Consider the following 23,480-nt stretch of genomic DNA (forward strand, 5'->3'; position numbering starts at 1 on the left):
GGGAGCGCAGGCGGTGTACCGCGTGCGAGCACTCCGAGTGGCCGACGAATGTCCGCTTCGGGGCGACAGACTCGTACCCTCTCTCCGCACGATCCGGCCCCTCACGCGCGGCGCACCCCGCCTCCGATACTCACCGCAAGAAATCCCCGAACGCGCGCGGCCCGTCCGGGACCTTGATCTCGCCCGTCACCTTGAGCGTGGTCGCGTCGATCAGACTCAGGGTGTTCGAGCCCCAGTTCGCCACCGTGAGGGTGCGGCCGTCGCGGGAGGCGGCGATGCCCTCGGGGTGGTCGCCGACCTCGATGGCGGCGACGTTGGTCAGCGTCTTCAGGTTGAACACCGTGACGGTGCCCGAATACTGGTCGGTGACGAAGCCGCGCGGGCCGGCCAGCGCGATCACGTAGGGCCGCTCGCCAGTGGTCACCCGTCCAATCTCGAGCCGGCCGGGCACGTCGATCACCGAGACGTCGTTCGAGGTCACGTTGGCGGTGTAGGCGCGGGCGCCTTCGGCATCGAGGGTGATGCCGAACGGATGCTGGCCGACCGGGATCTTCTGGACTTCCCGGGCCGTGGCGACGTCGACCACCGAGACCGAATCGCCCTCGCGGTTGGCGACCAGCAGCGTGGCGCCGTCGGGAGTCACGGCGAGGCCGGACGGGGAGGCGCCGACCTGGATCTCGGTCACCAGCGTCGTGCCGTCGGGCGAAACCACGAAGATGCGGCTGCCGTACCAGTCGGCCACGTAGACGGCGCCGGATTTCGGATTGACCGCGATGCCCAGCGGCCCGCCGGGCAGCGCGAGGGTGCGGGTCACCGTGCGGGTGGCGAGGTCGACCACCGCGAGGCCCGGCCCCTCGGGGCGGGTGACGTAGGCGGTCCGCCGGTCGGGCGAAAGAGCGATGCCGGCGGGCGCGCCGTCGATGGGGATCTGGGCGGCCACGCTGCCGGCTTCGAGATCGACGATCGCAAGGGTGTTGGCGCCCTGCGCGGTGACGAGGGCCTCGTCGGCCCAGGCCGGCGCGCCGAGCAGCAGCAGGCCGAGAAGCGGGAGGCCGAGACGTGTGCGGCCGAGATACGTGGGGCCAAAGCGTGGCAGGCCGGGGAGGAGAGGGCCGGCGAAGCGCCGGCCCGTCCCCGTTCTCGAACGTGGAGCGATCAAGAACCGCTCTTTTCGAGCTTGGCCTTGAGGGCGTCGAGGCCCGTGCGATAGAGGCCGCGCACGGCCTTCTGGGAGGCCTCGTCGTTGAGCTCGGGCGGCGGATCATTGTTCATGTAGCCGCGGTAGAAGGCGCCGTCCCAGACGACCTTGGACTTGCCGCCGCCGGCATCCTCGACCTTGAGGGTGGAGGAGTAGTCGTTCACCGGCAGGGTCTTCACGTCGACCTTGGTGATCCGGTACGAGTAGCTCATCTTCTCGGCGGAGTACTTGTACAGCTCTTCGTCGACGGTGGCGCCGCCCTTGAGCGTCAGCGTCCGGGTCGCCTTGACCTCGTTGCCGCCCTTGCCCTCGGTCTTCTCGACCGGCGGCAGCCAGCTCATGTCCTGGAAGTTGCCGATCACGGCCCAGACCTTGTCGGGAGCCGCGTTGATCTCGACGGTCTCCTCGACCTTCTTGCGGGTCGGGCCGTGCGCCTGGGCGCCGAACGACACGACGGCGAAGGCCGCCACGGTCGCCAGAGTGAGTAGCTTCATCGGGTCCTCGTCTCCTCGGGAAAGCACAGTCTAGGGTGCTGGGGGGGAACGCTCGAGGATGCGGTCGTCGCGGCCGAGGGCCGCAGCGACCTTGTCCTCGATCCAGTCCCAGGCCTCGCGCTCGGCGGGCCCGGCGGTCTTGGCGATCGCGATGGCGTGGTAGCGCATCTCGGTCAGGATCTTGTCGGGCTCCAGCATGTGCAGGCGGGTGGAGAGGATCGCCGCCTCCAGCACCGCCGCCTGCGCCCGGTTATAGCCGAAGAACGGCATGTGCGCGGCCGAATGGACCATCCGTCCCCGGTAACGCGGCCGCACCGGGTCGTCCTCGATCGCCACCACCTCGAACTCCGCATGGCCGAAGCTCTCGGCGAGGCGGCGCCCGGCGATCCGGTCGCAGGGCAGGGTCGCCCAGTCGCGCCGGCCGGTGACGGCGCCGGCGATCACCCGCACGTCGCTGGGGCTCGAGGCGGCGAAGACCGGGGTGTCGGCGAGGTTGAGGATGGTGGGGGAGGGCCGGAACGGGGCCAGGATCCAGTCCGCCCCGTCCTGGATCAGCCCGAACGGCACCAGGTGCAGCGCGCCGTCGCGGGCGGTGGTGGTCACCACGGTCTCGAGGATCAGCGGCACGGGATCAGGCCTCGTCCGCCGGCACGAGCTTGCCGCAGACGATGCGCGCGTCCGCGTCCGGGGGCGTCTCCGACACCGCGTCGGCGGCCGGCGTCCGATCCGGCCCGGTGGTTTCCGGCGAGGCCGCGCCGGCCTCGACCGGGGTCGCGTCGCGGGCGGCCGTCTCGGCGGCGGACGGCCCGGAATGCTTCGTGTGCCCGGCCTTCTTGAAGGCGGTGGTGTCCTCCACCTCGGCATCGGCGGCCGCGCCCCAGGCCAGGGCCTCGTCCTGCACGTAGCGCTTGCCCAGCCGCCAGGCGGTCTCGGCCTTGGTCAGCTCTCCGCCGAGGTAGAAGGCGTGGGCGCCGTCGCTCGCCAGGTCGCCGGTTCTCTGGAGGTCGGGGAAGAACGCCATCGCGTCGGTGCCGATCGCGTGGACGTCGCGGTTGAACACGTGGATGCCGTCCTCGGCCACGGCGATGCGGTAGTTCGGGTCCTTCACCTCGGCCGCCTGCATCGCGATCTCGTCCGGGGTCTGCACATAGGGCCGCTTGTCGTGGAGCGCCAGCAGGCTCCGGCCATAGCCCTTGGGCAGGGCCGAATCGGCACGGGCCGCGAACATCACCCGTCGGGCGGCGTCGTGCTCCTCCACCGTGCGGCGGGTGTGGTTCGAGACCTGGACGATGAGCACGTTGCGGATGGCGAGCTCCGAACACATGCCCACCAGCAGGGCGGTGACGCCGAGGCTGTCGGCCTCGGTCAGCTCGGTGAGGTTGCCGGTGCCCATCATCATCTCGATGCCGGGCCAGCGCCGCCGGGTCTCGTGGTAGCGGGTGATCGACTCGACGAAGCCGAAATGGATCGGCTCCAGGATCGGGTCGGCCATGTAGGGCCGCCCGGCTTTCTCCATGCGTTCGATGGCCCGGTCGAGGGAGGGCAGGTCGTCGGGCCGCACCGGCACCAGCACCGGCACGGCGTCGGTCTCGAAGGCCAGATCCAGGGTCTGCTCGTTGAGGCTGAGCAGGTAGTCGGCTCCCGCCCGGGCCCCGCGCGTCAGCTCGTCGAGGGAGAACGAATCGACGCTCACCTTCAGTCCGGCGCCCTTCAGCAGCCGAACGCAATCCTCGAGATGCGGGAAGTCGGTGTCGGGCAGGCCGCCGAGGTCGATCACGTCGGCCCCGCGCCGGGCGAGGTCGAGGCCCTTGGCCAGGATCTGCTCGGGCGTCATCTTCGAGGCGTCGACGATCTCGGAGAAGATGCGCAGGTCGTGACGCGACAGGTCCACCTGGCGCCCGGCGAGTCCCAGATAGGCCGGCAGGTCGACGATCTCGTCGGGGCCGCGCTCCACCGGCAGGCCGAAATGCGCGGCCAGCGCCTCCGGATTGGCCCGGCAGCGCCCGGGCAGGACGATGCGGGTGGCGCCCTCGGGAATCGTCACCCGGCGGCGGATGATCTCCTCCGTCATCAGGGCGGCGACCTTCACGCCCGCATCGGCGATGCTCCAGGCGTAGCGCTCCGGCGGCAGCGTGGCGGCGACCTTCTCCAGGCGCGCCTTGGCCATGCGGCCGGTGATGAAGACGAGGTGCTCGGGCGAGCCCTGCGCCGGCGGGACCGGTCCGGATGGCGTCGGGGTGCTCATGCGGCGGCCCTCCGCAGGTCCGTGCCGGGGCCGAGGATCTCGATGCGCCCGGGATAGCGTTCGGCGAAGGCCGGGAAGGCCGCATCGACCAGACCCACCCGGGCGAGGTCGGTCCAGCGGGTGCGCAAGGGGCGGTCGACCGACTTCACCAGGAGGCAGAGCGGCGCCCCTACGGCGCCGGCGAGCCAGAGCGCGAGGCTGTCGGAGGTGACCTCCCAGGTTTCCGGAATGTCGGGATGCCCGGCCTTGAGGGCGACGGGGTCCCAGACCGGGACCCGCCCGGCCGCGAGGGCGTCCGCGATGGCCGCGAGGTCGCGGGCGACGACGAGACGCGGCTCCAATTCCGAAACAATCTCGGCCATGTGACCCATGGCGTCGAGGGCGAGGCGATGGGCGAGGGCGTCGGGAAAGCCCAGCGCGCTCTGCGTCGTCCGCACCGCGTCGGCGAAGGGGCCGCCCCCGGGCACGAGGAGGCAGGGGCCGAGTTCGCCGTCGGCGAGGCGCACGAGCTGCGCCCGCAGGCGGCGGGCATCGGCAACGAGGCTGCCGCCGATCTTTACCACGGTCGGGGCGGTGCCCGCGCCCATCAGGCGGCGTCCCGCCGGGACTGGGCGCGCAGGAGGCGCACCGCCTCCGCCACCCGGGCGGGATCGAGACCGCCCCTGCGGTCGCTTGCCGCGCAGAGGCCGCCGCGAAACCCGAGATAGCCCGCCCCGAGGGGGGCCAGGATGGCGATGTCGGCGAGCGCCAGGGAGCCGGCGAGGCCCGAGACCAGGCCGTGCGCCCGGCAGGTCCGGGTGAAGGCCGCCAAGGCCGGCAGGGGCAGGTGGTCGGTGAGGCGGCGGCCGTCCTTGGCGGCGGTGTCGATCATGGCCCCGACAAATCCGGCGCGCGCCAGGCGCGGCACGAGGACGAGGGCGCCGCCCGCCTCGGCGAACAGCACCGCGATCAGGCGGCCCGGCGCGGCGCCGGCGGCCTCGGCGAGATCGCCGTCCGACCACGCGGCCCGCACCGCCACCTTCACGAAGCCGACGCCGGTCGCCGCCATGGCGTCGATGCAGGGGCGCAGGGCCGGCCGGTCCGGCTCGCCCGCCACCGCGCTGGTGCGCGCTTCGCCCGCGACCCGCGCCACGATGGCGCGGACGCGGTCGGGCGGGAGGGCGCCGAGCGCCCCGCGGTCGGGGTCCTTGGCATCGACGAGGTCGGCGCCCGCGCGGGCGGCCAGGACGGCCTCGTCCGCGTCCCGCACGCTCACGAGGAGGCGCGGCACGGACGCGTCGGAAGCGAAGGGGGGGCAGGCGCGGGACGAGGACATCAGCGCGGGTTTCGGTTGCTCGGGATGGACCAACGACGACGCCCGGGTCGGGAAGCGCCGCACCCGTGACGGCGCGGCCGGGGCAGGTTCGGCCTCGAGCGGGAGCTTCCGGCCTGAACGGGGCCTAGCGCATGGACCGGAGGAAGGGAAACCCCCCGGCGTCGAAAGCTTGCCCGATCACGACCGGTTCGGGAGCGGCTCGGCCAGGATGCGATTCTTCACCACCCAGCGCATGGCATGGGCCCAGGTGTCGTCGGTGTCGGCGCGGATCACCACGCGGCCGCCGCGGATGACCTTGCCGGTGGCCGATTCCGCGATGGTGACGGTGAGGTTGAAGATCTGGTTGGACCCCTTCTCGACGTAGCCGCTGACCGCGAGGTCGGCCCCGAGGGTCTTGGCGATGGCGGCGGCGCAGCCGTCGCACTTGTAGAGCGGCGCCTGCTTGGCGATCTCGGCGGCCTGGGGCGCCACGTCGACCGGCTCGACGCTGTCCCCGAGCGCCTTGCGCAACTCGTCGGTGACCAGCCCGAGGCGCCGGACCTCGTCGGGCCGGGCCTTGCGGCCGCCGACCACGCCGGGATCGAACAATTCGACGCCGAAGATGGCGGCCTTCTCCGGAGCGGCCTGCGCCGGAGCGGCGAGGGCACCGGCCGCCGTCAGGACGGCGAGGGCCCATCCCAGGCGGGAGCGGGCCGGGGACGGCACCGAAGACCGATCCGTGCAAGACCGGATCATGGAAGACTGGACCCTGGAAGACAGGACCATGGGGAGAACTCTCCGCAGGACGCCGGAAGCGACGGGGATCGGGAAACGCGCCGGCACGGTCCGCGATCCCGCCCGCGCCATCCGTTCCGCACGATTTGCGGTTCCGCGCGATTGAGGGCGCCGTATGAAACGGCCGCGAAACGGACGGGCGCCCCCTTGTCGCACGCGGCCGGGGCTCGACCCCGCACCTTCCCGAGGGGCCGGATCGAAGCCCTTAGAAAGCCCTTATCAATCCGCGATTGAGCGCGGGTCCGCAATGTTGTTAGCCTGCCGGCCACATGCACAATCCTGCCCGCATCCTCCTCGCCCCGCTCGCCCTCGGCCTCTTCGGCCTCGGCTTCACCGGCGTCCCGGCCGCATGGGCCCAGGAACCCGTTGCCAAGGAAACCGCGGCCCAGGGATCCGTGGCCGCGCCCGCGATCGTCCCGAGCGAGACCGCGATCGGGCTCATCTACCGGCCGGAGGTGGCGCCTTCGTCCTACGACGCGGAGGCCGTGCCGGAGGACGAGGGCGTGGCCGGCGCCCGGATGGCGGTGAAGGACAACAACAACACCGGCCGCTTCACCAAGCAGACCTACCGGCTGGACGAGGTCGCCCTGGAGCCCGGCTCGGGCCGCGACGGCGGCCAGAAGGCCGTGGCGGCGGCCCGCGATCTCGCGGGGCGGGGCATCCGCTACCTCGTCGTGGCGCTGCCGGCGGACGAGGTGCTCGCCGTCGCGGACGCGCTCAAGGGGCAGGGCGTCACGGTCTTCAACATCGCGGCGCCCGACGATCGCCTGCGCGGGGCCGATTGCCGGCGCAACGTCTTCCACGTCATCCCCAGCCGGGCGATGCAGACCGACGCCCTGGCGCAGTTCTTCACCCTGATGCGCTGGCGCAAGATGTTCCTCATCGTCGGGCCTCAGGAGAACGACCGGCTCTATGCCGAAGCGTTCAAGAACTCGGCCCGGAAGTTCGCCCTCAAGATCAACGCCGAGAAGCCCTGGACCTTCGGGCCGCTCGCCAAGGCGCGGGGCGACACGCCGACCCGCTCCGAGGCGATGGTCTTCACGCGGGGGGTGGACTACGACCTCGCCGTGGTGGCCGACGAGGCCGGCGACTGGGGCGACTACGTTCCGTTCCGCACCGTGGACCCGCGCCCGGTGGCCGGCACGCAGGGGCTGATCGCCACCACCTGGCACCCGATGCTGGAGACCTGGGGGGCGGCCCAGGCCCAGAACCGGTTCCGGCGCCAGAGCGGCCGGCTGATGCGGCCCCTCGATTACCAGGCCTGGGCGGCGGTGCGCTCGGTGGGCGAGGCGGCGACTCAGAAGAAGACCGCCGATCCGGCGGTGCTGGCCCCCTATTTCGCCGAGCCGACCTTCAGCCTGCCGGCCTACAAGGGCGTCTCCCTGACCTACCGCCCCTGGGACCACCAGCTGCGCCAGCCCCTCATCGTGGTGCAGCCTAAGGCCCTGGTCTCGGTGGCGCCCGAGCAGGGCTTCACCCACCAGCGCACGCCGCTCGACACCCTCGGCATCGACCTGCCGGAAACCACCTGCAAGTTCGCGGATTGAGCCCTCACGTTCGCGGGAGACCCCGGCCGATCCGCGACCGCCTGCGGCAACGCGGTCCTGTGCCCGCTTGCAGTCCCGCGCTCCCCGTGAGACGGGGCTGCACTATAGTAACGCCCGATCAATCGCGCACGACACAGCGATGGCCCCGAGGAGGAACCCCATGAGCCGCGGCTTCAGGGCAGGCGCGCCCGGTACGGTACTGGGCCTGGCCTTGCTGGCCGGCCCGTCGTTGGCGGGCCTGTCGCTCGCCGGCGTGTCGCCGGCGCAGGCCTATACGGTCTACGTCACCAACGAGAAGGGCAACTCCGTCAGCGTCATCGACACCGAGACGATGGCGGTGACCGGCACCTGGAAGGTCGGCCGGCGTCCGCGCGGCGTCACCACCAGCAAGGACGGCAAGGAACTCTTCGTCTGCGCCAGCGACGACGACCGCATCGACGTGCTCGACACCAGCACCGGCAAGGTGGTGCGCTCGCTGCGCTCCGGCCCCGATCCGGAGCAGTTCATCCTCGGCCCCCAGGGCAACCTGCTCTACGTCGCCAACGAGGACGACAGCCAGGTCACCGTCATCGACGTCGAGAAGAACAAGGTCCTGGCCGAGGTGCCGGTGGGTGTCGAGCCGGAGGGCATGGGCCTGTCGCCGGACGGCAAGATCCTGGTGAACACCTCCGAGACCACCAACATGGCGCACTTCATCGACACCACGACCTTCGCGGTGATCGACAACGTGCTGGTCGATGCCCGCCCGCGCTTCGCCGAGTTCACGGCGGACGGGAAGTATCTCTGGGTCTCGGCCGAGGTCGGCGGAACCATCAGCGTCATCGACGTCGCCGCCCGCCGGGTGATCAAGAAGATCACCTTCAAGATCCCGAGCGTGAACGACGAGGCGATCCAGCCCGTCGGCATCCGCATCACCAAGGACGGGACCAAGGCTTTCGTGGCGCTCGGCCCGGCCAACCGCATCGCGGTGATCGACGCCAAGACCTACGCGGTGGAGAAGTACCTGCCCGTGGGCCAGCGCGTCTGGCAGCTCGCCTTCACGCCGGACCAGAAGCTGCTGTTCTCCACCAACGGCTCCTCGAACGACATCTCGGTGGTGGACGTGGCGGCCGAGAAGGTGGTGAAGAGCATCCCCGTGGGGCTTCTGCCCTGGGGGGTCGCGGTCTCGCCGAACTAGGCACGCGCCCCTCAGGAAGGCTTCCGGATTGGCTCATCCGCGTTTCCGGCAGCTGGACGCGTCCCTCTCCCCCTTGTGGGGAGAGGTTGGGAGTGGGGGTGGTGCCGCTGGCCCCGGGGGCCTGAGGGTCACCCAGCCCCACCTCCAACGCCTCCCCACAGGGGGGCGGAGAGCTCCGTGAGATCGAAAACGACGACCGCTCCAAGGCGGCACCGCCCTCGGGCGGCCAACGGGAGGACAACGAATGACGCGAACGATGCAGCTTGCCGCCCTCGCCCTGGCGGCGTGTCTCGCCACCGGTCCGGCCGGGGCCCTCGACCTGACGAAGAAGCGCCAGAACCTGCCCGATCTCGTCCTCGGCAACGAGGAGGGCAACGACTTCGTCGTGGAGAACAAGGAGATCGAGCTCGAATCCGGCAAGGCCTACCGCCTGCGGATCGTCGCCAAGGGCCGGCAGGAGTACAAGTTCTACGCCACCGAGTTCTTCCGCAACATCTGGTTCAACCAGATCGTCATCCAGCACCTGGAGATCCACGGCAGCGGACCGCCGGACCACTTCGAATTCGACGATCCGGGCGAGATCGCGATCGAGTTCGTGGCCATCCGGCCCGGGGAGTATCCCTGGTCGGTCCATGGCCTCGAATCCAAGGGCATGACCGGCAAGTTCATCGTGAAGTAGGACCCCTGTTGATGCGCGCGCCCCCGGTTCTTGCCTTCTCCGTCCTCCTCGTCCTCGTCCTCGGGAGCGTCGCCGCCCACGCGGACGACAAGGCCGCCTGCGTGGAGGGCATCGCGATGATCAAGGCCGAACTCGCCAAGCCCGCCCCGGAGGCGGCCCAGCCCAAGCTCAACAAGGCCCTGCGGGTGGCCGAGCGCGAGTTGGGGGAGGGCGAGTTCGACGAGTGCCTCGACGCGGTCGGCGACGCCCGGCGGGCCTTGAAGCCGTGAGCGCAAGCCCCGCCCTCGAGGTCGCCCATGTCAGCCACCGCTTCGGCACGCGGGCGGCCCTGTCCGACGTCTCCCTCAGCGTGCCCCGCGGGCACTTCACCGCCCTGCTCGGGCCGAACGGGGCGGGCAAGACCACCCTGTTCTCGGTGATCACCCGGCTCTACGCGAACCAAGACGGCCAGGTCTCGATCCTGGGCCATGCCCTCGACCGGGAGCCGAGCCGGGCGCTGGCCCGCCTCGGCGTGGTGTTCCAGGCCCGCACCCTCGACACCGACCTCACCGTCGCGCAGAACCTGCTCTACCACGCCAGCCTGCACGGCATCACCCGCAAGGCCGCCAAGGCGCGGATCGAGAGCCTGCTCGCCCGCGTCGGGCTGCGCGACAGGCGGGACGACAAGGTCCGCACCCTGTCCGGCGGCCAGTCCCGCCGCATCGAGATCGCCCGCTCCCTGGTGCACGAGCCCCGGCTGCTGCTCCTCGACGAGCCCACCGTCGGCCTCGATCTCGAATCGCGCGCCGACATCGTCGCCATCGTGCGCGCCCTGGTGCGCGAGGAGGGATTGTCGGTGCTCTGGGCCACCCACATCTTCGAGGAGATCGACGCGGGCGACGACGCGGTGGTGCTGCACAAGGGCCGCATCGTGGCGCGCGGCACCGCCGGCTCCATCGCCCGAGGCGAAGAGACCCTGGAGGCGGCCTTCCGCCGCCTCGTCGCCGAACCCGCCCGGCAGGCCGCATGAGCACGATGGAGCGCACGCCCCCCTATCCGGCCGTCTCGGCACAGGCCGAGGCGCCCGTGCCCCATCTCGGGCGCCTCGACGCGGTCGGCTACCTGATCTGCCTCGGCGGCATCGTGCGGCGCGAGCTGCTGCGCTTCTTCAACCAGAAGGAGCGCTTCTTCTCGGCGCTCGTGCGCCCCCTGGTCTGGCTGTTCATCTTCGCGGCGGGCTTTCGCAACACGCTCGGCGTCTCGATCGAGCCGCCCTACCAGACCTACGTGCTCTACGAGGTCTACGTGGTGCCGGGCCTCGCCGTGATGATCCAGCTCTTCAACGGCATGCAATCCTCCCTCTCGATGGTCTACGACCGCGAGGTCGGCTCGATGAAGGTGCTGCTCACCAGCCCCTATCCGCGCTGGCTGCTGCTGCTGGCCAAGCTGATCGCCGGCGTCACCGTCTCGGTGGTGCAGGCCTACGCCTTCCTGGCCATCGCGTGGTTCTGGGAACTCGACATCCCGGCCATCGGCTACGTGGCGGCGCTGCCGGCCTTCATCGCCTCGGGACTGATGCTCGGCGCCATCGGCCTGCTGCTCTCCTCCATGGTCAAGCAGCTGGAGAACTTCGCCAGCGTGATGAACTTCGTGATCTTCCCGATGTTCTTCGCCTCCTCGGCGCTCTACCCGCTCTGGCGCATCCGCGAATCCTCCGAGACCCTGTACTGGATCTGTCAGGCAAACCCCTTCTCCCACGCCGTGCAGCTCGTGCGCTTCGCCCTCTACGGGCAGTTCGAGCCGGTCGCCTGCGCGGTGGTCGTGGGCACCACCCTCGCCTTCTTCACCCTCGCCGTCGTGGCCTACGATCCCGGCCGTGGCATCATGGCCCGGCGCGGCGGCCCGGCCGGAGACAATTCCTGATGACCGTTCGCACGATATCCGCCCGTACCCTGATGAGCCTCGCCGCGCTCGCCCTCGGGGCCGGAACGGCCCTGGCGCAGCCCAAGGGCGATCCCGACTGGCCCTGCGTCCAGCGCAAGGTCTCGACCCTCAGCCCCGGTACGGTCTGGACCGGGCCGGACCTTGAGGCCGCCGGCGCCTGGGGCGACGATTTCGAAGCGGCGGCGCTCGCCCAGAAGATCGCCTCGCGGCGCACCGCCCTCGACGAGGTCGACCCGCTCCTCGACGCCTTCGCCGCCAAGGTCGCCCCCGAGAAGGACAAGCGCCTGACCCGCGTCTTCGCCGGCGTGTTTGAAGTCATCAACGGCGAGCGCAACAAGGTGATCTCGGGCATCGGCCGCTACGCCCAGGGGCAGCGCCGCATGGCCGAGCGCATCCGCGACGAGGCCGATCAGATCAGCGCCACCAAGGACGGTCCGAGCGCCCAGGACGCCCGCGACATCCCCAAGGACGCCTCCGAGCTGGAGACCAAGTTCACCTGGGACCGGCGCATCTTCCAGGAGCGCAGCCAGTCCCTGACCTATGTCTGCGAGGTCCCGACCCTGCTGGAACAGCGCCTCGGCGAGATCGCCCGGCGAATCCAGGCGCGCCTTTGAGGGCAGGGGGCCGGCCCCGGCCCGCGCCCTTGCGGTCGCCATTGCCAGTTTATCCCGGGTGCCTTGCTGAAACGTCCTTAAGGCCTTGAAATCAGGCCCGAAATTGTGTCCGCGACGCCACGCCGGACGGCCAAGCAAGCTTTGGCGCCGCAAATCCACGGAAACGGCCCGCCGCACGATTGTTCTTCATCCTGGATCCTCTCAAAGGTGTGACCGAAGCCCCGGACAAGGGGCAGGGACACCAAGACGACCGAGGGGCTGGGGATGATGAAGCGGACCTTGCGCGGCAGCCTGTTGCTGTCGGTGGCACTGATCCCGGGCGCGGTCTGCGCCCAGGGCGTCGCGCCGGCGGGTGGGCAGCAGGCGGTGACGCTGAGCGAACTCGACGTGGTGGCGACCACGCCGGTGAGCGCCACGGGCGGCGGCGGCGGCGTCTCGCTCTACAGGATCCCCAACACGGTCGAGACCGTCACGGCGGCCGACTTCGCCCAGGACCGGGCGACCCTCGACCCAACCTTCACCCTCGCGCGCAAGACGCCGGGCGTGAACCTGTCGGACGGGCAGGGCAACAGCTTCCGCCAGACCCTGACCTATCGGGGCTTCGACGCCTCGCCGCTGCAGGGCGCCCCGCAGGGCCTCGCCGTCTACCAGAACGGTGTGCGCATCAACGAAGCCTTCGGCGACGTGGTGAACTGGGATCTGATCCCCTCGGTGGCGATCAACCGGATCGACATCGTCACCGGCAACCCCGTCTTCGGCCTTAACGCCCTGGGCGGCGCCGTCAACATCGAGATGAAGAACGGCTTCACCTGGCAGGGCAAGGAGGTCACCGTCAGCGGCGGCTCCGACGGGCGCATCAGCGGCTCCCTGCAATACGGCGAGGTCATCGGACCCTGGAGCTTCTACTTCGCCGGCGAGGGCCTGCGCGACGGCGGCTGGCGCTTCCGGTCGCCCTCGGAGATCGGCCGCGTCTACGCCGATCTCGGCCACAAGACCCTGGATTCCGAGTTCCACATCATCGCCTCGGGCGCCAAGACCTTCTTCGGCGCCGCCGCCGCCACGCCGGTGGACTTCACCCACGTCAACGAGCGGGCGATCTTCACCTCGCCCCAGACGATCTCCACCGAGCAGGGCCAGATCCAGGTCACCGGCAAGGTCGTGGTCTCGCCGACCTGGGACCTCCAGGGCAACGCCTACGTGCGCCGCCTGAGCCAGTTCGTGATCGACGGCAACGACGGCAATTTCGAGCAGTGCAGCACCCGCTCCAGCAACCGCGGCTTCCTCTGCTTCGAGGATGACGGTTTCGAGCGCGGCGCCCTGAGCGACCGGGCCTTTCGCGACCAGTTCACGATCGTCGGGCGCCAGGGCCAGCGCATCCCGTTCACCACGGGCGTCCCCTACGGCACCCTCGACACCATCCGCACCGAGGCGGTCGGCTACGGCGGAACGCTGCAGGCCACCAACCGCGACCAGGTCTTCGGCCACAACAACACCTTCGTGGTCGGCGGCAGCATCGATGCGGCCAACTACTCCTACAAGTCCTCGAGCACGCTCGGCGTGATCAACCCGGATCTCAGCGTCACCACCGATCCGCTGAACCCGAACTACGGCACCATCCCGGGCCTCGGCACCGAGGCGATCCGCACGGCGGCGGCCCTCGGCATCGCGCCCAGCAACGTCACCGGCTCGAACCTCTACATGGGCCTCTACGCCCTCGACACCTTCGACGTCACCGACGCCCTGTCGCTCACCGCCGGCGCCCGGCTCAACTTCGCCCGGATCTCGACCCAGGACCAGACCGGCTTCTCCCCGGACGTGACGGGCACGCACTACTTCACCAAGGTGAACCCGGTCGTGGGCGCCACCTACCGGTTCTTCCCCTGGCTGAACCTCTACGGCGGCTACTCCGAGTCGAACCGCGCCCCGACGCCCCTCGAGCTCGCCTGCGCCAATCCCGACCGGCCCTGCCTGCTGCCGAACTCGCTCGTGGCCGATCCGCCGCTCAAGCAGGTCACCGGCCAGACCTACGAGGTTGGTTTCCGCGGCACCGTGCCGAACTTCTACGAGAACGGCCTGTTCAACTACAAGATCGGCGCCTTCCGCACGGACCTGCGCAACGACATCCTGCAGGTCGCGGTGCCGGGCAACGCCGCCCGCGGCTACTTCGTGAACGTGCCCGCCACCCAGCGCCAGGGCATCGAGGTCTCGGGCGAGTATGTCGGCGAGCGCCTGAGCCTCTACGGCAACTACGCGCTCATCGACGCCACCTTCCAGTTCGAGGGCGAACTGTCCTCGCCCAACAACCCGTTGGCGGATGACGGCCTGATCAACGTGCGCCGCGGCAACAACGTGCCGCTGATCCCGAACCACCAGTTCAAGGCCGGGTTCAACTACCTGATCACCCCGATCTGGACCTTCGGCATGAACCTGTCGGCCTTCTCCTCGTCCTACTACCGGGGCGACGAGTCGAACATCAACCGCAAGCTGCCGCCCTACTTCACCGCCAACCTAAACACGAGCATCCAGGTCACCCAGAACGTGCAGGTCTTCGCCCTGGTCACCAACCTGTTCAACAACCGCTACGCCAATTTCGGCACCTTCGCCGAGACCGGCGCGGTCGCGGGCAACTTCGTGATCAACGATCCGCGCACCACGACCCTGGTGCAGCCGCTCTCGGCCTATGGCGGCGTCCGGGTGACCTGGTAGACCGACGCGTCGCTTCGGGGGCCTCCCCCGAAGCGCGCGGTCCCTGCGCACGGCGCCCCGGCAAGACCAGGCCGGGCCCGAATGCAGATCTTCCGCCTGACAAGACGAACGGCGCAGCCTCGCGGCTGCGCCGTTCGTTTTTGGTCCGTCCGAACTCACCCCTGAAACCCCACCCTGACCTCACGATCCAGCGATTTTGCCGCTTCGAACCAGGCATGAGTTCAAAACATCCCCGCAGGGGTTGCCGGATTCTCCCGATTCTTCTACCAGATGGCAAGTTGAGTCGTCGACTCGACTCGCCATGACTCGGGCCGACTCGCCCCGGTCATGTCCTTCTCGGGGAAGTACCTGACAGTTCTTCCCGATGATCTTCGGAGTATTCAGAGATGTCGTCCCGCCTGTCCGCCGTCACCCTCATCGCCGTCCTGCTCGGCGCCGCTCCTGCCTTCGCGGCCGACGTCTCGGCCTTCGATCCGGACAAGGACGGCACCATCGACCTCGCCGAGGCGCAGGCCGCCGCCTCCAAGAAGTTCGACATGCTCGACCCCGACAAGGACGGCACCCTCGACGCCAAGGAGCTGAACGGCCTCCTGACCCCCGCCGAGCTGAAGGCCGCCGATCCGGACAGCGACGGCACCCTCGACAAGAAGGAATACCTCGCCGTGGTGGCGGCGCGCTTCAAAGCCGCAGACCCGGATGCCGAGGGGACCATCGACGCGAAGGAACTCTCGTCGCCCGCAGGCGTCTCTCTGGCGACCCTGATGAAGTAAGGCTGCCCGCGGGGCGGCCGACCCACCCGGAGAGCCCATCCATGCGGATCACCACCGTCCTGCCCGCCGCCCTCATCCTGCTCGGCGCGGCCGGACCCGCCGTCGCATCGTCCTGCTCGGAGCAGATCGCCACGATCGAGCGCCGCCTCGACAGCGCCGGCGCCGAGCAGGTCACGGGCAAGGAGCCGCCCGGCGGCCCGACCTCCTCGCACTCGGACAAGGCCCTCGATCACGCCCCCAAGGGAAAGCCGACCGACCCGTCCACCACGGCCAGCGCCGGTGGCATCTCCGAGGCCCGCGACCTGATCAAGAAGGCGCGTGCCCAGGACAAGGCCGGTGACATGAAGGGCTGCGAGGACACGATGACCGAGGCCAAGAAGAAGGCCGGCGCCCTGCCGTAGGCCCTCGCCGCCTCGATCCCGCGAACGGCACAAGGGCCGCCCCCTCCCGGGGGGCGGCCCTTGTCGCGTTCCGGGGGCGGCGGGCCCGTCGATTCAGTACGCGTTCCGGGTCCGGAACAGCGAGACCGGGGTCGCCAGCATGATCTTCACGTCGAACAGGATCGACCAGTTCTCGATGTAGTGCAGGTCGTGCTCGACGCGCTTCTGGATCTTGTCGCTGGTGTCGGTCTCGCCGCGCCAGCCGTTGACCTGGGCCCAGCCGGTGATGCCGGGCTTGACCTTGTGGCGGGCGAAGTAGCCGTCCACCACCTGGTCGTAGAGGGTGTTGGCGGCCTTGGCCTGGAGGGCGTGCGGCCGGGGACCGACGAGGGAGAGCTCGCCCTTGATGACGTTGAACAGCTGCGGCAGTTCGTCGAGCGAGGTCTTGCGGATGAACCGGCCCACCGGGGTCACGCGCGGGTCGTCCCGCGTGACCAGCCGGGCCGCGCCGGCATCGCTCTGGTTCACGTACATCGAGCGGAACTTGTAGACCTCGATCAGCTCGTTGTTGAAGCCGTAGCGCTTCTGCCGGAACAGCACCGGCCCGGGCGAACCGAGGCGCACCGCTAGGGCGACCGCCAGCATCACGGGCGCCAGGACCACCAGCATCGCGCAGCCGACCACCCGGTCGAAGATGCTCTTGGCGACGATGTCCCAGTCGGCCATCGGCTTGTCGAAGATGTCGAGCACCGGCACCGCGCCGAGATAGGAATAGGCCCGCGGGCGCAGGCGCAGCTTCGAGGCCTGGGCCGAGAGCCGGATGTCGATGGGCAGGACCCAGAGCTTGGCCAGCATCTGCAGGATGCGGTCCTCGGCGGCGATCGGGATCGTGAAGATGATGAGGTCGAGGCGCGTGGTGCGGGCATAGGCGACGAGGTCGCTCACGGTGCCGAGCTTCGGGTAGCCGGCCACCACCGTGTCGGAGCGCATGTCGCCGCGGTCGTCGAACACGCCGACGATGCGCACGCCGGACTCCGCTTCCGCGTCGAGGGCGCGGATCAGGTCCTCGGCGACGGGGCCGCCGCCGACGATGGCGGTGCGGCGGTCGAAATGGCCGCGCTGCTTCCGGGCGGTGATGAACCGCGCCAGGGCGAGGCGGCCGGTCAGGAGGGCGGCGAGGCCGGCGACGAAGACGCTGGCCATCCAGACCCGGGAATAGTGGTCGGCGATCTTGGCGAACACCATGGCGGTGGCCGCCAGGAGGAAGGCCAGCGACCAGGCGCCCACCAGCCGCAGCGCGGAGCCGCGCAGGGTGCGGAAGGCCGCCATGCGGTAGGCCCCCACGGCCTGGAGCAGGCAGACGGCCAGGGCGGCGAGGCCGAGGGTGGCGGCGAGGTAGCGGGGCGACAGCGGCACGATCCCGGCGAGCTGCAGGCGCTGGATCACGATCCCGAGAATCGCCACGAGGGCGAACTCCGCGATCCGGACGCAGCCGGCCAGCACCACCGGCGACAGCAGCTTCGGGGCGGCCGGGCGCATCCGCGCCTCGGCGGGCGGCAGCGCCGTGGCCGCCCCCCCCTCGGACTGGGGTCCGAAGCGGCCCGCGGCATCCAGCAGGTCACGGACATCGAAGGCGCTCATGGCTGACTTCCGGGCTCGGGCACGCGTCTTGGAAACGGGGAGCGGGGTTGCGGGTCGGATGGGGACGGAAGGGCGGGCGTCACGGAGCCGTGGGCGCGACGGCGTGGCCCGCACCGGGCATCCGGGCGCGCAGGGCCGCGGCGTAGCCGGAGAGCACGTCGGAGCCCATGCGGGTCATGGAGAAGCGGGCCCGAACCGAGGCCGCCAGGGTCTCGAAGCGCTGCCGGGAGGCCTCGGGATCCTCGTCGAGGACCCGCGCGATGGCCTGGGCCAGGGCCTGCCCGTCGCGGGGCGGCACCAGGTCGGAGGCCGCGGCCCCGAAGATTTCCGGGATGCCCCCGACATTGGTGGCGACGAGGGGCTGGCAGGCGGCGGCCGCCTCCAGCACCACGTAGGGGAGGGATTCGGCGAGCGAGGGCACCACCATGAGCCGCCCCCGGGCCAGCACCGGGCGGATCGCCTGCGGCGGCTCGAAGGACACCGCCTCGCCGAGGCCCATCGCCACCACGCGGTCGGACAGGATGGCGGAATCGGGGCCGGAGCCCACCATCAGCAGCCGCAGGGGACGGCCCGCGGCGCGTAGGCGCAGGAGGGCGTCGAGGAGGAAGGGCACGCCCTTGGCGTCGCGCAACTCGCCGATATAGACGAGGTCGACCCGGTCCGCGGCGGGCACGATCGGGGCGAATTCGGCCTCGCTGATCCCGTTGTGGACGATGCGGGTGATGCGGCGCGGGTCCCCCGCATGGGCCCGGTGCCGCCCGGCGACGTACTCGCTCTCGAACAGGAACACGTCGGTGCGCAGGCCCATCAGGCGCTCGAGGCCCATGTAGAACCGATGGCGCAGGGTGCCGGGCTTGTAATTGTAGCTGCCCCCGTGGGGCGTGTAGGCGCGGATCGGCGCGGGGCCGGGCACCACGGCCAGGCGGGCGTAGACGCCGCCCTTGGCCCCGTGCCCGTGCAGGACGGTGGCCCCCACCGCCGCGGCGCGCCGGGCGATGGTGCGGAGCGCCGCGAGGTCGGAGGGATGCGGGTTGCGCCGCATCGGCAGGCGGGTGATGCCGAGGGCGAGGCTGGGCGCGAGCTCGGCCAGGGCCTGGGCGGCGCGCTCGCCGCCGGTGGAGGCGTCGCAGACGATGCCGACCTGATGGCCCGCCGAGGCCTGCAGGCGGGCGAGATCGACCACGTGGCGGAACAGGCCGCCCACGGGCGCGCGGAACACGTGCAGGATGCGCTGGGCGGGGAGGCCGCCCGAGGCGGCGCTGAGCGCCGCGCCCGGGTCGCTGGCACCGGTCGAACCGAGGGGGAACGCGTTCACGACAGCTGCTCCACGCACCGTAGCGCGAGCGGCCGGGCCGCTCGTCCGTCGCGAGACCTTGGCGCACGACCGGTGCGTGGACCGTTAAGGCGGGACCCGCGCCGAGTCGGGCGAAGGCCCGGACGAGCGGAATAGTTCTCGGTTCAGTTAGGCGAGTCCTAACCGCCGCGAGGGCATCGTCCGCATCCGGCCGCGGCCGGGACGAGGGGCTCCTAGAAGAAGCGCTCCTTGATCACGATGGTGTCACCGGGGCGCACCGGGTAAGTCATCGGCACGATGCCGGAGACGAGGCCGTCCCGGCCCTCGCGGGTGAGAACCGCGTAGTCGCGGGCGGCGCGGGGCCCGAAGCCGGCGGCGATCGCCACCGCGGTCTCCACGGCCATGCCGTTGACGTAGGGATACTGACCCGAGGTCGTGACTTCGCCGAGGATGTAGAACGGCCGGTAGGCGTCCACCTCCACGGTGACGTGGGGCTCGCGGACGAATCCGGCCGAGAGCTTGGCCTCGATGGTCCGCGCCGCCTGGCTGGTGGGCTGGCCGCCGACCTTCACGAGACCGATGAGGGGCATGGCGATGTTGCCGGCCCCGTCGACCGCGTAGATGTTCGAGAGGTTGTCCTGGCCGAAGACGATGACCCGGAGGCGGTCCCCGGCGGAGAGGGTGTAGCGGGCACCGATGGAGCCGGTGCCCGTCGCGTCGAGCTGATCGGTCCGGAAATCCGGGCGCAGGCAGCCGCCGAGCGCCAGGCTCGACGTGAGAGCTAAGAGGAGTGATCGCCGGTTCATCACTACTGCCGTCGTGAGGAGAATTCGAACCCAGCCCTAAGCCGATATGGTTAACGAACACTGACGTCCCGCTTCGGGGTGCAGGAAACGCGCGGTTCTTAACGTCCGGTCAACCTTAAACCGGTCTAGTCGTGGAAAGCCGGCCGCTCCGCGGTCGACGCCCTTGCCTTGCGTAAAGATCGAGCCATGCCCCGCTCTTCGCTGTTCGAGCCCACGCGCGATGCGTCCCCCGCCGGAAGCGAGGGCCTGGGGCTGTCGCAGCTCGCAGGCGTTCTGCGCCGGTCCTGGCGCTGGATCGTCATCCCGACCGCCCTGGCCACCATCGGCGCCATCGCCTTCGTGCAGGTGGTCTCGCCGCGCTACACCGGCGAGGCGAAGATCCTGCTGGAGAGCCGCGACACGCCCTACACCCGCACCGCCCAGGAGCGCGGCGAGCAGCCCCAGCCCATCGACGAGCAGGCGGTGGCGAGCCAGGTGCAGGTGGTGATGTCGCGCGATCTCGCCCGCGAGGCGATCCGCCGGCTGTCGCTCGCCGGCAATGCGGAGTTCGACCCCGGCGTCGCCGGCTTCGGCCCGCTCCAGCGCGCCCTGATGATGATCGGGCTGGCCAAGAACCCGATGGAGCGTCCGCCCGAGGAGCGGATGCTGGAGACCTACTTCGACCGCCTGACCGTCTACCCGGCCGGCAAGTCGCGCATCCTCACGGTGGAGTTCCGCTCGAAGGACCCGCACCTCGCGGCCCAGGCGGCCAACACCATCGCCGAACTCTACATCGCCTCCCTCGACGCGGCCAAGACCGACACCGCCCGCTACGCCTCGACCTGGCTCGGCGGCAACATCGAGACCCTGCGCACCCGCGTGGCCGAGGCCGAGGCCAAGGTCGAGACCTATCGCGCGAGCCATGGCCTGATCGCCACCGGGGGGGCCGGCGGCCAGCCCCTCGGCGCCCAGCAGCTCGGCGAGCTCTCGACCCAGCTCTCCCAGGCCCGCACCGCCAAGGCCGACCTCGCCGGCCGCGCCAAGCTGATCAAGGAGATGATCAAGGACGGCCGCGCCTTCGAGATCCCGGATGTCGCCAACAACGAGATCATCCGGCGCACCGTCGAGCAGCGTATCACCCTGCGCAACCAGCTCGCCCTGGAATCCCGGACCCTCCTGTCCGCCCACCCGCGCATCAAGGAACTGACCGCGCAGATCTCCGACCTCGACGCCCAGATCAAGGCCACGGCCGAGCGCGTGGTCCGCACCCTGGAGAACGATGCCCGCATCGCCGAGGCCCGGGTCGAGAGCCTGAACGCCGCCGTCGACGCCCAGCGCGACGTGGTCTCGAAGGGCAATTCCAGCGAGGTCCAGCTGCGGGCCCTGGAGCGCGAGGCCAAGGCCCAGCGCGAGCAGCTCGAATCCTACCTCGCCCGCTACCGCGAGGCCTCGGCCCGCGACGCCGAGAGCGCGGCCCCGGCCGATGCCCGCGTGGTCTCGCGCGCCATCACGCCGGAGACGCCGTCCTTCCCCAAGAAGCTGCCGATCGTCCTCCTGGCGGCGGTGCTCGGCCTGCTGTTCTCCATGGGCGGCGTGATCGCCCACCACCTCCTCGGCGACCCCGACGGCCCGGGCCGCCGCCGGCGGCACGAGGCGGACTCCGAGGGGGAGGCCGAGCGCCCCGCCTATGGCCGCCAGCCCTTCGCCTTCCCCGAAGCCTCCCTCGCCCTCGCGCGGCCGGGTGCCGCCGCCACGGCGCAGGCCGGCGGCTCCGGGGCGGCCCCGCCGGTGGCCGAAGGCGCGGCCCCGACGGCCGAGGCGGCGCCTGCCCGGCCGACCCTCGCCCCGGCACGGACCGAGGCGGCCGAGGCCGCCGCGACCTCCGCCCGGACCTCCGTCCCGGCCCCCGCCGACGCGGGCGCCTACGCCCTCGACCCGCTCATCGCCCGCCTGCGCACCGGCGCGGGCCCGGCCCGGTCCGGCGCGGGCCGCGCGGTCCTGGTGATCGAGGCCGTGCCGGCCAGGCGGCTGGAGGCGGGCCTTGCCGTCAGCCTCGGCAGCAGCCTCGCGGCCGGCGCGAGCGTCGTGGTGCTCGATCTCAACGGCCCCGCCTGCGGTGCGGACGAGGTGGGCCTCACCGACCTGGTGGCGGGCGAGGCCGCCTTCCTCGACGTGATCCAGTCGATCCCCGGCTCGCGCCTGCATGCGATCCCGCGGGGCTTCGTGGACGCCGCCATCCTGGCCGAGGAGCCGCAGGCCCTGGCGATCACCCTCGACGCCCTGGCCCAGGCCTATGACTGGGTGGTGTGCCGCCTCGGCACGCCGCAGGCCCGCACCGCCCGCGACATCTTGGCGGTGGCGGGCAGCCTGATGGATACGGCGATCGTCGCCTCGGACCGCGACCCCGAGGATGCCGACCTCCTCGACCTCTACGCCCTGGCCGAGGCCTCCGGCGCCGCCCAGATCCTGGTGGCCCAGGACCACGCCGCCGCGGCCCTGGCCCCCGAGGCGCCCGCCTTCGCCGACGAGGCGATGCCCCTGCGCCTCTCGGCCGCCTGAGCCGGCCCACCCGGGCGTCCGTCCCGCCGGCACCGCCCCCCGCATCCGCGAGGGGCGGTGCCGCGCGTCCGGCGGGACCCCGCTACTCCGCCGCCGCCCGGCGCCGGCGCAGGTGCGTCACCAGGGCCATCAGGCGCGGGTCGCGCTTGATGCGCCGCTTGAGGCGGGCGGCCGCGACGGTCCGGAGGGCGAAGGCCTGGCCGCGCAGGGTCACCGGCAGGGCGACCTCGCCCAGTTCGATGGTCTCGTCGCAGATGCTGCTCTTGTAGCGGGCCTCGCCCACGCCGAGGTCGAAGGTCCGGCGGCCCCGGACCGTCTGGTCGCCGATGAGGTGGTGCAGCAGGATGTCGCCGGGGCTCGACCGGCTCACGGCCGGGTCGGCGTCGAAGGCGGTGAACATGCCGCTGTAGCGCTGGGCGTCGACCGCCCCGGCGAAGACCGCGAAGATGCGGCCGGTCTCGGTGGCGACGAGGGCCGTCACCTCAAGGACCGACCCGCCCGCCGGGGAGGCCGCCCGGGCGAGGAAGTCGCGCACCGCCGGATCGGCATAGGGGTCGGCGAGACCCATGGCAGCGAAGCGCGCGGCCTTCTGGGCGTAGAACGCGGCGAGAAAGGCCTCGGTCTCCTCGGGGGTCTCGGCGCGCCGGCAGGCCACGGGCCCGAAGGCCTCCACCAGCTTGCGCTCCTTGGCGCGGAGCTTCTTGCGGGCGTCGCTGCTGAAGACGCGCTTCAGCGTCGCGTCCGGATCGGGGCCGAGGATCAGCCCGTAGCCGTCGCTCGGGGCCGGCTCGGCCCGGTGATGCAGGGGATTGGCCGCGCCGTCCCAGAAGCGGGGCTGGTGCGAGAGGGCGAAGACGTCGATCCCGGCCTCCCGGCCGAACCGGTGCAGGGCCTCGGCGAGGTCCTCCGGGGGCATCGCCGCCGCCTCGCGCGAGGCGAAGAGCGGCATGTGGTAGTTGGCGTGCTTCGCGCCCACGACCCGGGCCACGGTCGCCCCGCCCTCGCGGGCGACCACGAGGGGGAGGAGCATGCGGGGACGCCCGGCCGCATCGCGCAGGACCACGATCCGCAGGTCCGCGCCCGGCGCGGTCCGGGCGAAGGCCGCGACCCAGTCGAAGCGCTGGTAGGGCGTGGCCAGCACGGCCGGATCGGCCTCCAGGGCGCGCCACAGGGCCTCGGCGGCGGCCAGATCGTGGAAGACCTCCGCGGCGAGGCGGGGCCGCATCCGTGCGCGCATCGCTCCGGCTCCGGTCAGTTCATGGGCGAGAACGGCCATGCCATCATCCTTGCCATCATCCTGGGTGACCGGCGGATCGGGATCCGCCGGACGTCTGGGCCGACCCTGGCCCCGCAGCCCTTAACCCGGCGGTGACGCCGGG

At 71.1% G+C, this 23,480-nt stretch carries 22 protein-coding genes; 11 read left to right on the top strand and 11 right to left on the bottom strand.

From position 1 onward, the window contains the following. Positions 1 to 130: 130 nt before the first annotated feature. The 7 genes from ASG63_RS19450 to ASG63_RS19480 all read right to left on the bottom strand — a co-directional run bounded on the left by ASG63_RS19450 (position 131) and on the right by ASG63_RS19480 (position 5,957). Entirely contained in the window at positions 131 to 1,159 is a 1,029-nt protein-coding gene (locus tag ASG63_RS19450) for a beta-propeller fold lactonase family protein (protein ID WP_443189816.1), read from the bottom strand. Next, a complete protein-coding gene (locus ASG63_RS19455) occupies positions 1,156 to 1,692 on the bottom strand; it encodes an SRPBCC family protein (RefSeq protein WP_056220328.1) in 537 nt (178 codons plus the stop codon). The genes ASG63_RS19450 and ASG63_RS19455 overlap by 4 nt, the downstream gene beginning before the upstream one ends. 30 nt (positions 1,693 to 1,722) lie before the next feature. Continuing rightward, positions 1,723 to 2,319 (bottom strand): DUF447 domain-containing protein, encoded by a 597-nt coding sequence (locus ASG63_RS19460; RefSeq protein WP_056220330.1) that lies wholly within the window; start codon positions 2,317 to 2,319, stop codon positions 1,723 to 1,725. A gap of 4 nt (positions 2,320 to 2,323) precedes the next feature. Further along, positions 2,324 to 3,937, bottom strand: coding sequence for a DUF6513 domain-containing protein (locus ASG63_RS19465; protein ID WP_056220332.1), 1,614 nt, complete (start codon positions 3,935 to 3,937; stop codon positions 2,324 to 2,326). Continuing rightward, on the bottom strand, positions 3,934 to 4,524 hold the full coding sequence (locus ASG63_RS19470; protein WP_056220334.1) for an amino acid kinase family protein: 591 nt from the start codon (positions 4,522 to 4,524) through the stop codon (positions 3,934 to 3,936). The genes ASG63_RS19465 and ASG63_RS19470 overlap by 4 nt, the downstream gene beginning before the upstream one ends. Next, complete coding sequence (locus tag ASG63_RS19475; protein ID WP_056220336.1) at positions 4,524 to 5,252, bottom strand: (5-formylfuran-3-yl)methyl phosphate synthase; 729 nt, start codon at positions 5,250 to 5,252, stop codon at positions 4,524 to 4,526. The genes ASG63_RS19470 and ASG63_RS19475 overlap by 1 nt, the downstream gene beginning before the upstream one ends. 177 nt (positions 5,253 to 5,429) lie before the next feature. Continuing rightward, positions 5,430 to 5,957 (bottom strand): DUF3280 domain-containing protein, encoded by a 528-nt coding sequence (locus ASG63_RS19480; protein ID WP_443189817.1) that lies wholly within the window; start codon positions 5,955 to 5,957, stop codon positions 5,430 to 5,432. Between the two features lie 338 nt (positions 5,958 to 6,295). Here ASG63_RS19480 and ASG63_RS19485 point away from each other — a divergent pair, with 338 nt between their 5' ends. From ASG63_RS19485 to ASG63_RS19530, 10 genes are all read left to right on the top strand, one after another. Then, positions 6,296 to 7,573 (top strand): ABC transporter substrate-binding protein, encoded by a 1,278-nt coding sequence (locus ASG63_RS19485; RefSeq protein WP_082559408.1) that lies wholly within the window; start codon positions 6,296 to 6,298, stop codon positions 7,571 to 7,573. A gap of 160 nt (positions 7,574 to 7,733) precedes the next feature. Further along, entirely contained in the window at positions 7,734 to 8,750 is a 1,017-nt protein-coding gene (locus tag ASG63_RS19490; protein WP_056220338.1) for a YVTN family beta-propeller repeat protein, read from the top strand. Positions 8,751 to 8,994: 244 nt separating this feature from the next. After that, positions 8,995 to 9,429 carry a hypothetical protein gene (locus ASG63_RS19495; protein WP_056220340.1) on the top strand — a complete coding sequence of 145 codons (435 nt, stop codon included), beginning with the start codon at positions 8,995 to 8,997 and terminating at the stop codon, positions 9,427 to 9,429. An 11-nt stretch (positions 9,430 to 9,440) separates the two neighbouring features. Next, entirely contained in the window at positions 9,441 to 9,698 is a 258-nt protein-coding gene (locus ASG63_RS19500) for a hypothetical protein (RefSeq protein ID WP_056220342.1), read from the top strand. Beyond that, positions 9,695 to 10,438 carry an ABC transporter ATP-binding protein gene (locus ASG63_RS19505; protein WP_056220345.1) on the top strand — a complete coding sequence of 248 codons (744 nt, stop codon included), beginning with the start codon at positions 9,695 to 9,697 and terminating at the stop codon, positions 10,436 to 10,438. The genes ASG63_RS19500 and ASG63_RS19505 overlap by 4 nt, the downstream gene beginning before the upstream one ends. Before the next feature lie 5 nt (positions 10,439 to 10,443). After that, positions 10,444 to 11,331 carry an ABC transporter permease gene (locus ASG63_RS19510; RefSeq protein ID WP_056220490.1) on the top strand — a complete coding sequence of 296 codons (888 nt, stop codon included), beginning with the start codon at positions 10,444 to 10,446 and terminating at the stop codon, positions 11,329 to 11,331. Further along, complete coding sequence (locus tag ASG63_RS19515; protein ID WP_056220347.1) at positions 11,331 to 11,966, top strand: hypothetical protein; 636 nt, start codon at positions 11,331 to 11,333, stop codon at positions 11,964 to 11,966. Before ASG63_RS19510 ends, ASG63_RS19515 begins: the two co-directional genes overlap by 1 nt. Positions 11,967 to 12,230: 264 nt before the next feature. Beyond that, positions 12,231 to 14,672 carry a TonB-dependent receptor gene (locus ASG63_RS19520; protein ID WP_056220349.1) on the top strand — a complete coding sequence of 814 codons (2,442 nt, stop codon included), beginning with the start codon at positions 12,231 to 12,233 and terminating at the stop codon, positions 14,670 to 14,672. Positions 14,673 to 15,058: 386 nt separating this feature from the next. Continuing rightward, on the top strand, positions 15,059 to 15,442 hold the full coding sequence (locus ASG63_RS19525; RefSeq protein ID WP_056220352.1) for a calcium-binding protein: 384 nt from the start codon (positions 15,059 to 15,061) through the stop codon (positions 15,440 to 15,442). Positions 15,443 to 15,483: 41 nt separating this feature from the next. Then, the gene (locus ASG63_RS19530; RefSeq protein ID WP_056220355.1) at positions 15,484 to 15,843 is read left to right on the top strand and encodes a hypothetical protein; all 360 of its coding nucleotides are present in this window, start codon (positions 15,484 to 15,486) and stop codon (positions 15,841 to 15,843) included. A gap of 93 nt (positions 15,844 to 15,936) precedes the next feature. Here ASG63_RS19530 and ASG63_RS19535 read toward each other — a convergent pair whose 3' ends face one another. The 3 genes from ASG63_RS19535 to ASG63_RS19545 form a co-directional block, all read right to left on the bottom strand. Continuing rightward, positions 15,937 to 17,463, bottom strand: coding sequence for an undecaprenyl-phosphate glucose phosphotransferase (locus ASG63_RS19535; RefSeq protein WP_056220358.1), 1,527 nt, complete (start codon positions 17,461 to 17,463; stop codon positions 15,937 to 15,939). A 79-nt stretch (positions 17,464 to 17,542) separates the two neighbouring features. After that, complete coding sequence (locus ASG63_RS19540; RefSeq protein ID WP_200917471.1) at positions 17,543 to 18,778, bottom strand: glycosyltransferase family 4 protein; 1,236 nt, start codon at positions 18,776 to 18,778, stop codon at positions 17,543 to 17,545. A 212-nt stretch (positions 18,779 to 18,990) separates the two neighbouring features. Continuing rightward, entirely contained in the window at positions 18,991 to 19,563 is a 573-nt protein-coding gene (locus ASG63_RS19545) for a polysaccharide biosynthesis/export family protein (RefSeq protein WP_056220364.1), read from the bottom strand. 186 nt (positions 19,564 to 19,749) lie between these two features. Here ASG63_RS19545 and ASG63_RS19550 point away from each other — a divergent pair, with 186 nt between their 5' ends. Continuing rightward, positions 19,750 to 22,101, top strand: a complete 2,352-nt coding sequence (locus ASG63_RS19550; protein WP_056220367.1) for an exopolysaccharide transport family protein — start codon at positions 19,750 to 19,752, stop codon at positions 22,099 to 22,101. Between the two features lie 82 nt (positions 22,102 to 22,183). Here the strand turns inward: ASG63_RS19550 and ASG63_RS19555 are convergent, their stop codons facing one another. Next, a complete protein-coding gene (locus ASG63_RS19555; RefSeq protein ID WP_056220372.1) occupies positions 22,184 to 23,377 on the bottom strand; it encodes a GNAT family N-acetyltransferase in 1,194 nt (397 codons plus the stop codon). Between the last annotated feature and the right edge of the window lie 103 nt (positions 23,378 to 23,480).

Source organism: Methylobacterium sp. Leaf94 (assembly GCF_001426045.1).
Lineage (GTDB): Bacteria > Pseudomonadota > Alphaproteobacteria > Rhizobiales > Beijerinckiaceae > Methylobacterium.

Bases quoted from the DNA above. Each gene is read 5' to 3' on its own strand.
- ASG63_RS19455 (WP_056220328.1), bottom strand. From the start codon at position 1,692: ATGAAGCTACTCACTCTGGCGACCGTGGCGGCCTTCGCCGTCGTGTCG.
- ASG63_RS19465 (WP_056220332.1), bottom strand. From the start codon at position 3,937: ATGAGCACCCCGACGCCATCCGGACCGGTCCCGCCGGCGCAGGGCTCG.
- ASG63_RS19470 (WP_056220334.1), bottom strand. From the start codon at position 4,524: ATGGGCGCGGGCACCGCCCCGACCGTGGTAAAGATCGGCGGCAGCCTC.
- ASG63_RS19475 (WP_056220336.1), bottom strand. From the start codon at position 5,252: ATGTCCTCGTCCCGCGCCTGCCCCCCCTTCGCTTCCGACGCGTCCGTG.
- ASG63_RS19485 (WP_082559408.1), top strand. From the start codon at position 6,296: ATGCACAATCCTGCCCGCATCCTCCTCGCCCCGCTCGCCCTCGGCCTC.
- ASG63_RS19490 (WP_056220338.1), top strand. From the start codon at position 7,734: ATGAGCCGCGGCTTCAGGGCAGGCGCGCCCGGTACGGTACTGGGCCTG.
- ASG63_RS19495 (WP_056220340.1), top strand. From the start codon at position 8,995: ATGACGCGAACGATGCAGCTTGCCGCCCTCGCCCTGGCGGCGTGTCTC.
- ASG63_RS19500 (WP_056220342.1), top strand. From the start codon at position 9,441: ATGCGCGCGCCCCCGGTTCTTGCCTTCTCCGTCCTCCTCGTCCTCGTC.
- ASG63_RS19510 (WP_056220490.1), top strand. From the start codon at position 10,444: ATGGAGCGCACGCCCCCCTATCCGGCCGTCTCGGCACAGGCCGAGGCG.
- ASG63_RS19515 (WP_056220347.1), top strand. From the start codon at position 11,331: ATGACCGTTCGCACGATATCCGCCCGTACCCTGATGAGCCTCGCCGCG.
- ASG63_RS19520 (WP_056220349.1), top strand. From the start codon at position 12,231: ATGATGAAGCGGACCTTGCGCGGCAGCCTGTTGCTGTCGGTGGCACTG.
- ASG63_RS19525 (WP_056220352.1), top strand. From the start codon at position 15,059: ATGTCGTCCCGCCTGTCCGCCGTCACCCTCATCGCCGTCCTGCTCGGC.
- ASG63_RS19530 (WP_056220355.1), top strand. From the start codon at position 15,484: ATGCGGATCACCACCGTCCTGCCCGCCGCCCTCATCCTGCTCGGCGCG.
- ASG63_RS19535 (WP_056220358.1), bottom strand. From the start codon at position 17,463: ATGAGCGCCTTCGATGTCCGTGACCTGCTGGATGCCGCGGGCCGCTTC.
- ASG63_RS19545 (WP_056220364.1), bottom strand. From the start codon at position 19,563: ATGAACCGGCGATCACTCCTCTTAGCTCTCACGTCGAGCCTGGCGCTC.
- ASG63_RS19550 (WP_056220367.1), top strand. From the start codon at position 19,750: ATGCCCCGCTCTTCGCTGTTCGAGCCCACGCGCGATGCGTCCCCCGCC.
- ASG63_RS19555 (WP_056220372.1), bottom strand. From the start codon at position 23,377: ATGGCCGTTCTCGCCCATGAACTGACCGGAGCCGGAGCGATGCGCGCA.